The organism is Thermodesulfobacteriota bacterium, from assembly GCA_036482575.1.
In the GTDB taxonomy this organism is placed as follows: domain Bacteria; phylum Desulfobacterota; class GWC2-55-46; order GWC2-55-46; family JAUVFY01; genus JAZGJJ01.
Genome location: JAZGJJ010000006.1, coordinates 1 through 8,463 on the forward strand (window position 1 = coordinate 1; position 8,463 = coordinate 8,463).

General features: G+C 59.7%; 8 protein-coding genes. All 8 read right to left on the minus strand.

Translation table 11 applies throughout. The features are described 5' to 3' along the window. Positions 1 to 110 precede the first annotated feature (110 nt). The 8 genes from V3W31_00220 to V3W31_00255 all read right to left on the minus strand — a co-directional run bounded on the left by V3W31_00220 (position 111) and on the right by V3W31_00255 (position 8,378). On the minus strand, positions 111 to 596 hold the full coding sequence (locus V3W31_00220) for a hypothetical protein (protein MEE9613362.1): 486 nt from the start codon (positions 594 to 596) through the stop codon (positions 111 to 113). Between the two features lie 189 nt (positions 597 to 785). Continuing rightward, entirely contained in the window at positions 786 to 1,415 is a 630-nt protein-coding gene (locus V3W31_00225) for a hypothetical protein (protein MEE9613363.1), read from the minus strand. Between the two features lie 25 nt (positions 1,416 to 1,440). Continuing rightward, complete coding sequence (gene purF / locus V3W31_00230) at positions 1,441 to 2,856, minus strand: amidophosphoribosyltransferase (protein ID MEE9613364.1); 1,416 nt, start codon at positions 2,854 to 2,856, stop codon at positions 1,441 to 1,443. An 8-nt stretch (positions 2,857 to 2,864) separates the two neighbouring features. Then, complete coding sequence (purL, locus tag V3W31_00235) at positions 2,865 to 5,066, minus strand: phosphoribosylformylglycinamidine synthase subunit PurL (protein MEE9613365.1); 2,202 nt, start codon at positions 5,064 to 5,066, stop codon at positions 2,865 to 2,867. Between the two features lie 46 nt (positions 5,067 to 5,112). Beyond that, positions 5,113 to 5,616: an NUDIX hydrolase gene (locus tag V3W31_00240; protein MEE9613366.1), complete on the minus strand. Its 504-nt coding sequence runs from the start codon at positions 5,614 to 5,616 to the stop codon at positions 5,113 to 5,115. A gap of 3 nt (positions 5,617 to 5,619) precedes the next feature. Then, positions 5,620 to 6,558 carry a radical SAM protein gene (locus V3W31_00245; protein ID MEE9613367.1) on the minus strand — a complete coding sequence of 313 codons (939 nt, stop codon included), beginning with the start codon at positions 6,556 to 6,558 and terminating at the stop codon, positions 5,620 to 5,622. 35 nt (positions 6,559 to 6,593) lie between these two features. Next, on the minus strand, positions 6,594 to 7,808 hold the full coding sequence (locus tag V3W31_00250) for a methionine adenosyltransferase (protein ID MEE9613368.1): 1,215 nt from the start codon (positions 7,806 to 7,808) through the stop codon (positions 6,594 to 6,596). 21 nt (positions 7,809 to 7,829) lie between these two features. Further along, positions 7,830 to 8,378 (minus strand): epoxyqueuosine reductase QueH, encoded by a 549-nt coding sequence (locus V3W31_00255; GenBank protein ID MEE9613369.1) that lies wholly within the window; start codon positions 8,376 to 8,378, stop codon positions 7,830 to 7,832. Positions 8,379 to 8,463: the final 85 nt, after the last annotated feature.

The following is an 8,463-nucleotide window of genomic DNA, read 5'->3' on the forward strand; positions in this document are numbered from 1 at the left end:
GAAAATAGAGGCCGTTACCGCCGGGGACGTCCTCGAGACGGCCCGGAAGTACATAGACCTGAACGCCTATGTTATCTCGACGGTGGGACCGGGGGAGTAGTAACCCCCCCCTACTCCGAAAACCACCCGAAGATGACGTTCGAGAAGAGGAGCGCGAGCCCCGCGAGCAGGCACGGGATGGTCAGGTAGACCACGGCCTCCACGGGCAGAGAATGGTGCGCCGCGCTCCTTCCCATCGAAGGGCCGAGGAGCGCCATAAAGAACCACGCAAGCGGGTAGAAACTCCCCACGCCGAAAAAGAGCGACGCCGCTCTCTTCATCTTCGCGGACAGGTCCGAGAGCGCGGTAATCGCTATAAGCGCCAGGGTGAAGGCCCCTATGCCGGTCGCATGGAAGTGCGCCCTCTGCCACCACCGCCATATCTTGTCCGGGCTCTTCTCGTCGTGGAGGTCCGGGTTCGCGGCCACCCCGTCGCGGACCAGCGTCTTGATGGCGTCTTCGGCAACGCCGAACGCTATGGCCAAGGCTATGCCGAAGCAGAGCGTAATGCCCGCCAGGACCAGGCCCGGCCTTACCTCATCGAGCTTGCCGTTCATACCTATAGCTCCGATGGCACGTTTAATCTCCCACAAACCCTACAACTCAATCATAGCCCCCTATAGGCAGGTTGTCAACATCGGTTCCCCGGTAAGACAAAGGCCCTCGCACCGGAGGGCCTCGAACTTTCACGAACTTTTATCGTCACGGCCTGAACGTACTTCTGTTCCGTTCCACTCTGTTCAGTTTTATTCCACACCCCACTCGAGGACGCCGCTCCCCTTAATCCCCGTCACGATGAGCTTCATGGCCTCCCCCTCACCCACCAGAGGCACCTCCCCGCCGCCCGGGGCGTAGCGGGGGAACCTTACGATATAGGCGACACTCCATGGGTCGAAGTAGGGGAAGAACTCCCTGAGTATCTGGTCCGGCTCGAGCCTTTCCACTTCAACGGGACTTACCCTCTCCCCACTCCCGCCTTCGAGGTATAGCCTCCAGAGGGAATCCCCCTTCTCGAAGTCGTTCCATTCGCTCCGCGGGGTATAGGCGGCCACGAAGAACTCGTTATACCTCTCGGCCGCCTCACGCTCCCTCTGCAGGAGCACCCGCTTCATGTCATCGTCGAACTGGTAACGTCTCGCGTACTCGTCCACGTAGGCCTCCCTGAAGGCAGCGGACTTGTGGGTGGCGTAGATATAGAGCCTCGCTTCGACGCCCTCGTATATTTTCTGTCCGGTGGTCCATTGCTTCAACGTCGTGAAGTAGGGGGAATCCCCCTCCACGGGCACCCCAACGGAATCCACCACGTACCTCACGGACCCGCACCCGTAAAGGATAAGAAGGGCCGCGATAACAAAAACGCCTGATATATTCTTCAATGCCTTCCCCCCTTCCCCTCTGCGATTACTTGAACAGTATAAGCTGCGGAGGCTTCCGGGACGCCGATACCTCGACCGGGTAGTTCCCGGTGAAGCAGGCGTCGCAAAAACTCCCGCCGGCTTTACTTACCGCGCGGTACATGCCCTCGACGCTCAGGTAGCCGAGCGTGTCGGAGGTGATGTACTCGCTTATCTCTTCCACTTCCTTGGACGCGGCGATAAGCTCCCCGCTCGTCGGGGTGTCTATGCCGTAGTAGCACGGGGCCACGGTCGGGGGGGAGCTTATCCTCATGTGCACCTCCTTTGCGCCGGCGCCGCGTATCATCTTTATAATCTTACGGCTCGTGGTGCCCCTCACTATCGAGTCGTCCACCACGACGACCCTCTTGCCCTCTATGAGCTTCCTTACGGCGTTGAGCTTTATCTTGACTCCGAAGTGGCGGATGGCGTCCTTGGGCTCGATAAAGGTCCTTCCCACGTAGTGGCTCCTCACAAGCCCCATCTCGAACGGTATGCCCGATGCCTCGGCATAGCCTATGGCCGCCGGAACGCCCGAGTCCGGGACCGGTATAACTATGTCGGCCTCCACCCGGTGCTCGGCGGCGAGCTCCCTGCCGAGCGCCTTTCTCACCTCGTATACGTTCGTCCCGAAGATGGTGCTGTCCGGCCGGGAGAAGTATATGAACTCGAATATGCACGGCGAATAAGTGGCCGGGGGAAAGGGCCTGTGCGAGGTCATGCCCTCCTTGTCTATGACCACTATCTCTCCGGGCTCGACGTCCCTTACGTATTCAGCCTCGATAAGGTCGAAGGCGCAGGTCTCGGAGGCGACCACCCAGGCGTCCTTGAGCTTGCCGAGCGCGAGCGGCCTGAAACCGTTAGGGTCCCTTGCGGCTATGAGCCTCTGCTCCGTCATGATGAGGAGCGAATAGGCTCCCCTTATCCTGGAGAGCGCGTAGACGAGCCTCTTCATGAGCGAGTTTTCCTTGCTCGATGCTATGAGATGGACTATGGTCTCGGTGTCCATGTCGGACTGGAAGATGCTGCCGTAGGCCTCGAGCTCGTCCTTAAGGAGACGCGCGTTCACCAGGTTCCCGTTATGGGCTATTGCCATAGCACCCCTGGAATACTCGACCACGAAGGGCTGGGCGTTCTTTATGTGGCTGTCCCCGGTGGTGGAGTACCTGACGTGCCCTATGGCCGAGGAGCCGGGAAGGCCCTTCAAGGTCTCCTCGCTGAAGACGTCGGCCACAAGGCCCATGCCCCTGCAGGAATGAAGGGTCTTGCTGTCGGAAGAGACTATGCCCGCGCTCTCCTGCCCCCTGTGCTGGAGGGCGTAGAGGCCCAGGTAGGCGAGGTTGGACGCCTCGGGGTTATTGTATATCCCGAAAACACCGCACTCATCTTTGAACTTATCTTTTATATCTTCTTCAGGCATCATTCTTAACGCTAACCCACCACGTGTTTAAGCCCGCCCTCCCACGCCCTGGAAAACTCTTCCACGGGCAGGTCAATAAGGTCGTTTATCTTCAAGACTCCACCGCCCACGCGGCCTATCACGTCGAGCTCCACGCCGAGGGGTTCCGCTATCCCCTTCAGGGCGTCGAGTCTGTCCTCTTTGAGGCTTACCACTATCCTCGACTGGCTCTCGCCGAAAAAGAAAGCGTCCGGCCTTATCCCGCCCGCCTCCATCTCAACGACCGCGCCCACAGGACCGTCCGGGTTCAAGCAACCCTCCGAAAGGGCCACCGCGAGCCCGCCTTCCGATACGTCGTGGGCGGAGATTATTATACCAGTCCTTATGGCCTCCCGACAAGCGTCCTGTAGATTTTTTTCGGCCGAGAGGTCGATCGAGGGAGGCATACCGCGTTCGAGGCCGTGCACGAGATGGAGGTATTCGCTCCCCCCGACCTCTTCCCGGGTGGTCCCCATGAGCACTATAAGGTCCCCCTCTTCCTTGAACCACTGGGCAGTATGGGTCTTTATGTCGTCTATGAGCCCCACCATGCCGACCGTGGGCGTCGGGTGGATGGCCGTCCCGGACGTCTCGTTATAAAAGCTCACGTTGCCGCTTACGACCGGCACCCCGAGGGCAAGGCAGGCCTCCCTCATGCCGCCTATCGCGTTCTCGAACTGCCACATGACCTCTGGCCTCTCCGGGTTCCCGAAGTTCAGGCAGTCGGTAAGGGCCAGCGGCCTGGCGCCGCTTACCGTCAGGTTTCTCGCGGCCTCGGCCACGGCAATCATCCCGCCCGTTAAGGGGTCGAGGTAGCAGTAGCGCGAGTTGCAGTCCGCACTCATGGCGAGCGCCTTACCGGTCCCCTTTATCCTTATGACCGCCGCGTCCGAGCCCGGCAGAAGCACCGTATCGGTCCTCACCATGTGGTCGTACTGGCGGTATATCCACCTCCTGCTCGATATGTTCGGGGAAGAGAGGAGTGTTAAGAGCACCTCGTTAAAGTCTCCGGGCTCGGGCAGCTCCTTTATGTCGAGCCTTGTAATCTCGTCCTGCCCGGCGGGTCTCATGGACGGCCTCTCGTACTGCGGCGCCTTATCGGTCAAGGCCTCGACAGGGAGGTCGGCCACGGTCTCGCCGCCTTCGGTTATCCTTACCCTTCCGGTATCGGTCACCCGCCCGACCACCGAGGCATCGAGGTCCCACTTCTCGAATATCTCGCGCACCTTATCCTCGGTGCCGGGCCTTACGACCATGAGCATCCTCTCCTGCGATTCGCTCAACATAAGCTCGTAGGCGGTCATCCCCTCCTCGCGCCTGGGGACCCGGTCCATATCCATCTCCAGGCCGCTTCCTCCCCTGGAGGCCATCTCAACGCTCGAAGAGGTAAGCCCGGCCGCGCCCATGTCCTGGATGCCGAGCACGTAGTCGGTCTTAAAAACTTCCAGGCACGCCTCAAGCAGAAGTTTTTCGGTAAAGGGGTCCCCGACCTGCACCGTCGGCCGCCTTTCCTCCCCTCCCTCGCCGAATACGTCGCTCGCCATGGTGGCCCCGTGTATGCCGTCCCTGCCGGTTTTCGACCCGACGTACATCACCGGGTTCCCCACGCCCGAGGCCGTGCCTTTGAATATTTTTCCCGTCTTCACGAGCCCGACGGTCATGGCGTTCACCAGGCAGTTACCATCGTAGGATGAGTTGAAGTAGACCTCGCCTCCTACCGTCGGCACGCCCATGCAGTTGCCGTAACCGGCTATGCCGGCGACGACACCTTCGAGGAGGTAGGCGGTCTTAGGGCTTTCCGGCGAGCCGAACCTGAGAGAGTTAAGCGAGGCCACGGGTCTGGCGCCCATGGTAAATACGTCCCTGAGTATCCCCCCCACTCCGGTTGCGGCCCCCTGGTAGGGCTCTATGAAAGAGGGGTGGTTATGGCTCTCCATCTTGAAGACGACGGCGAGGCCGTCTCCTATGTCCACCACCCCGGCGTTCTCGCCCGGACCCTCGATTACGTGAGGGGCCTCGGTGGGGAGTTTTTTAAGGTGCACCCGCGAGGACTTATACGAGCAGTGCTCGCTCCACATGACCGAGAATATGCCGAGCTCGACCATATTCGGCTCCCGGCCGAGGGCCTCGACGACCAACGCGTACTCCTCGGGGCTCAGGCCGTGCTCGGCTACTATGTCGTCGGTTATCCGCATGCGTTGACGGTTAACTATAAATCAAAAAAGGCGAAAGCTCAACCCCTTAATTTCCATAATTTCCCTCTTCTATGAGCTTCCGGGCTTTTTTTAGAATTTCCCTCTCGTCGTCATAGGCAACGGCCTTAACGGCCTTATCAATCTGGAACCAGCGGCACTCCTCTACCTCGTCGTCGTGGAAGGCCGTGTCGCCCGTTGTATACTCCATAAGGAAGAAGTAGACGACCTTAAGGAAGCGCCTGGTGCCTTCCTCATCCTTTCTGGAATAAAAGTAGTGTATGGTGTTGATTTTCTTTAGAATTTTACCGTCGAGCCCGGTCTCTTCCTTTACCTCCCTGTGGGCTGTCCGGGCGATGTTCTCGCCCTCTTCGACGAGCCCCTTGGGGAGGCACCACACCGCCGGACCCTTGCCCGCCCCACTCTTAACCGAGATGAGCGCCACCTCGATAGCGTCCTCCCCCCCCTCCACTCTCCGGAAGACCACACCGCCGGAAGATAGCTGACGCTCGGTCTTTATGGCTTTCTTAGAGGTTGTCGAGCTGTCCTTCATGGGCTAAACGGTGACCCCGGCAAGGCGGGTCAGTCCCTCGGCCTTCGCCATGCCTACCGCCTCGTCGAACTCCGCTCCGGTTACGGCCCTTCCCATGTCCGGGTAATCCACGCTCTCGGCCGCCTTGTAGCAGGGCCGGTATTGGTCCATCACGTTAACGTAGGATTCGGTGGAAAGCTCTTCCGCGATAAAGCGCATGACCTCTTTCGTTCCTGCAAGCCCCCCGGGCAGCACGAGGTGGCGTATGATAAGTCCTCTTTCGGCTATCCCCCGCTCGTCTATAACAAGCTCTCCCACCTGGCGGTGCATCTCGCTAACCGCGCCGCGCGAGACCTCGACGTAGTCCGGGGCGGCCGAGAGCGCCCCGGCAGGCCCGTCGTCGCCGTACTTTATGTCGGGCATGTATATGTCGAATATGCCGTCGAGGAGCTTTATCGTCTCCACGGAGTCGTAGCCGCCGGTATTATAGACGAGCGGTAGATCGAGCCCCATCTCCACGGCCCGTGGGAGGCTCGCCACGATCTGGGCGGCCTGGTGGGTGGGTGTGACGAAGTTTATGTTGTGGCAGCCCTGGTTCTGAAGACCCAGCATCATGCGCGCCAACTCGTCGGTGGACACGTAGGCGCCTTGGCCGAGATGGCTTATGTCGTAGTTCTGGCAGAAGACGCACTTCAGGTTGCAGCGGGTCATGAATATGGTACCGCTGCCGGCAGAGCCGACAAGCGGCGGCTCCTCTCCAAAGTGCGGTTGGCAGCTCGACACCATCGGCAGGCTGCCCACGCCGCAGACGCCAAGCTCGCCCCCACCCCCTTCGGTCCTCCTCACCCCGCAGCGCCTCGGGCAGATCGCGCATTCTTCCATCATGTCGGAGAGGGCCAAAACCCTCTCCTGGAGTTCACCCCGCTCGTAGAGCTTTATGTAGGACGGTCGGAAAGATGCCATATGGAAGGTTTATCGAAACAGTCGGGACATCTCTTTTAACATACCGGGTGCTCGCCCCTTGTGAGCTCTCCGGTGAACCGTTCCATCTCCGAGAGGGACTCGTCGACTATGGAGGCAACCTGCCTCCTTACGGTCCTGCGGTTCAACCCTTTTCCGGGGACTATCTCTACGGAGACGCATTTCGGCCTGTCTATGGGGTCCCCTATCCGGCTAAGGAACCAGACGTAGACTTCTTCGGTGCCCTCCACCCGGCTGTGAATCTCAGCGGCCAGACGGTGGGAAAGGACGTTATAGATCTTCCCGACGTGGCTTACCGGATTCTTGCCGGCCGCGGCCTCGGTCCCCATCGGGCGGTTAAGGGATATGACGCCGTTAACGCGGTTGCCCCTGCCGACCTGGCCGGAGTCGGCGTCCTCGGCCGAGGTGCCGAGTAGCGAGAGATATACGCCGTCCAAACCCCTCTTCGGCCTGTCGAGGTTGTTATAGTTGAACGTGACTTTCCTGAACTTAAAGCCCAAAGAGAACTCCTTTAGCGCGCTTAGCACCGTCTTCTTCCTTCGGAAGTACTCTTTCTCGCTCTTTATGAGCCGGGCCATGAGGGGCATTGCCACGGTGAGGTCGAGTTCTTGACCTTTCCGGAACCCCATTACCTTCACGTCTTCTCCCGTATCCGGGAACTCGGCCTTGAAAGAAGTGGAGTTGAGGAAGCGCTCGGTATCGAATACGGCCCTCTCGGTGGGGGTAAAGGGTGCGTACCCGACCGCGGCACTCGTGTCGTTGGCCACCCTGACCTTTCCCTTCCTCTCGAATATTCCGGCAAGCTCGGCACTACCGGGCTGGAGCACGACCCTTACGTCGAGGTGCCTTTTCCCCGGGTCGACCCCCCTGAGGTTCTCCCCGAACCACCTCTTTGCCGTCTCCCGCGCTATATCGGCCACGGGCATTTTTTTCCTCCCCACCCCGGAGGCGGCCCTGTCGCCGACGATAAGCTCCATGGGTTTCAGGACCCTGCCCCTGCCGAAAGCCTTCTCGACCTGCCCGGCCACCAGGAGCCCCTTATCGATATTATGATGAAGCACCTCTCCGAAACGCCTTACGTATTCGCGGCTCAAGGCAACGCTTATCTCCTCCATGACGGCGTCGCATATGTAGTCGGGGTGGCCCGTGCCCTTCCTCTCCACGATCTCGACGGGTTGTTTGCGGGTGGGTGTGTTCGAGCTTATCTCGATGGAAAAGTTCTTCGCGTGCATGGTGTCGACTGACGGCGCCGCTTAAAAAAGGCCCCGTTCCTTCTTGCTGTAGACGCATCCGCAGTAGTTCTGCCTGTAAAGCCCCATCTCCCTGGAATGCGTTATACCTTCCTTCCAGCCCGGACGGAAGTCGTCATAGTAAAACGGTACGCCGTACTTATGCTCCATATCGAGCCCCGCGCTTATGATGGTTTCATGGTCCTGGTACTTGCTGTATAGGAGCGAGGAGGAGAAGAAGTCGAAGCCCCTTTTCCTGGCGGCGTCGGCGGTCCTATCGAGACGGAGCGAATAACATCGCGCGCACCGTTCGGCCCTCGGGGTTTCGTGCTTGCGCGGCCCGGGGATGGACCTGAAAAAGAGCTCGGGGCTGTACTCGTCGTTACAGATTACGGGGAGAGACATCTTCTCGGCAAGGGTCCTTACGGCATCGAGCCTCTTCCGGAACTCTTCGCGGGGATGTATGTTCGGGTTGAAGAAGTAGCCCCAGACCTCGAGCTTGCCCTTCAAGATTTCTTTAACGGGATATATGGCACAGGGGCCGCAGCAGATATGTACGAGTATTCGTCCCACGCAGACTCACTCCCCTTCCCGGTCAGAAAAGCTTTTCCTGTCCCCCCCCACCCCCCCCCCCCACAGCCCCCAAGGACACCACCCC

What these genes read in the sequence shown, in the direction of transcription:
- V3W31_00240 (MEE9613366.1), bottom strand. Translation starts at nt 5,616, where the DNA reads ATGAAGGACAGCTCGACAACCTCTAAGAAAGCCATAAAGACCGAGCGT.
- V3W31_00220 (MEE9613362.1), bottom strand. Translation starts at nt 596, where the DNA reads ATGAACGGCAAGCTCGATGAGGTAAGGCCGGGCCTGGTCCTGGCGGGC.
- purL (MEE9613365.1), bottom strand. Translation starts at nt 5,066, where the DNA reads ATGCGGATAACCGACGACATAGTAGCCGAGCACGGCCTGAGCCCCGAG.
- V3W31_00250 (MEE9613368.1), bottom strand. Translation starts at nt 7,808, where the DNA reads ATGCACGCGAAGAACTTTTCCATCGAGATAAGCTCGAACACACCCACC.
- purF (MEE9613364.1), bottom strand. Translation starts at nt 2,856, where the DNA reads ATGATGCCTGAAGAAGATATAAAAGATAAGTTCAAAGATGAGTGCGGT.
- V3W31_00245 (MEE9613367.1), bottom strand. Translation starts at nt 6,558, where the DNA reads ATGGCATCTTTCCGACCGTCCTACATAAAGCTCTACGAGCGGGGTGAA.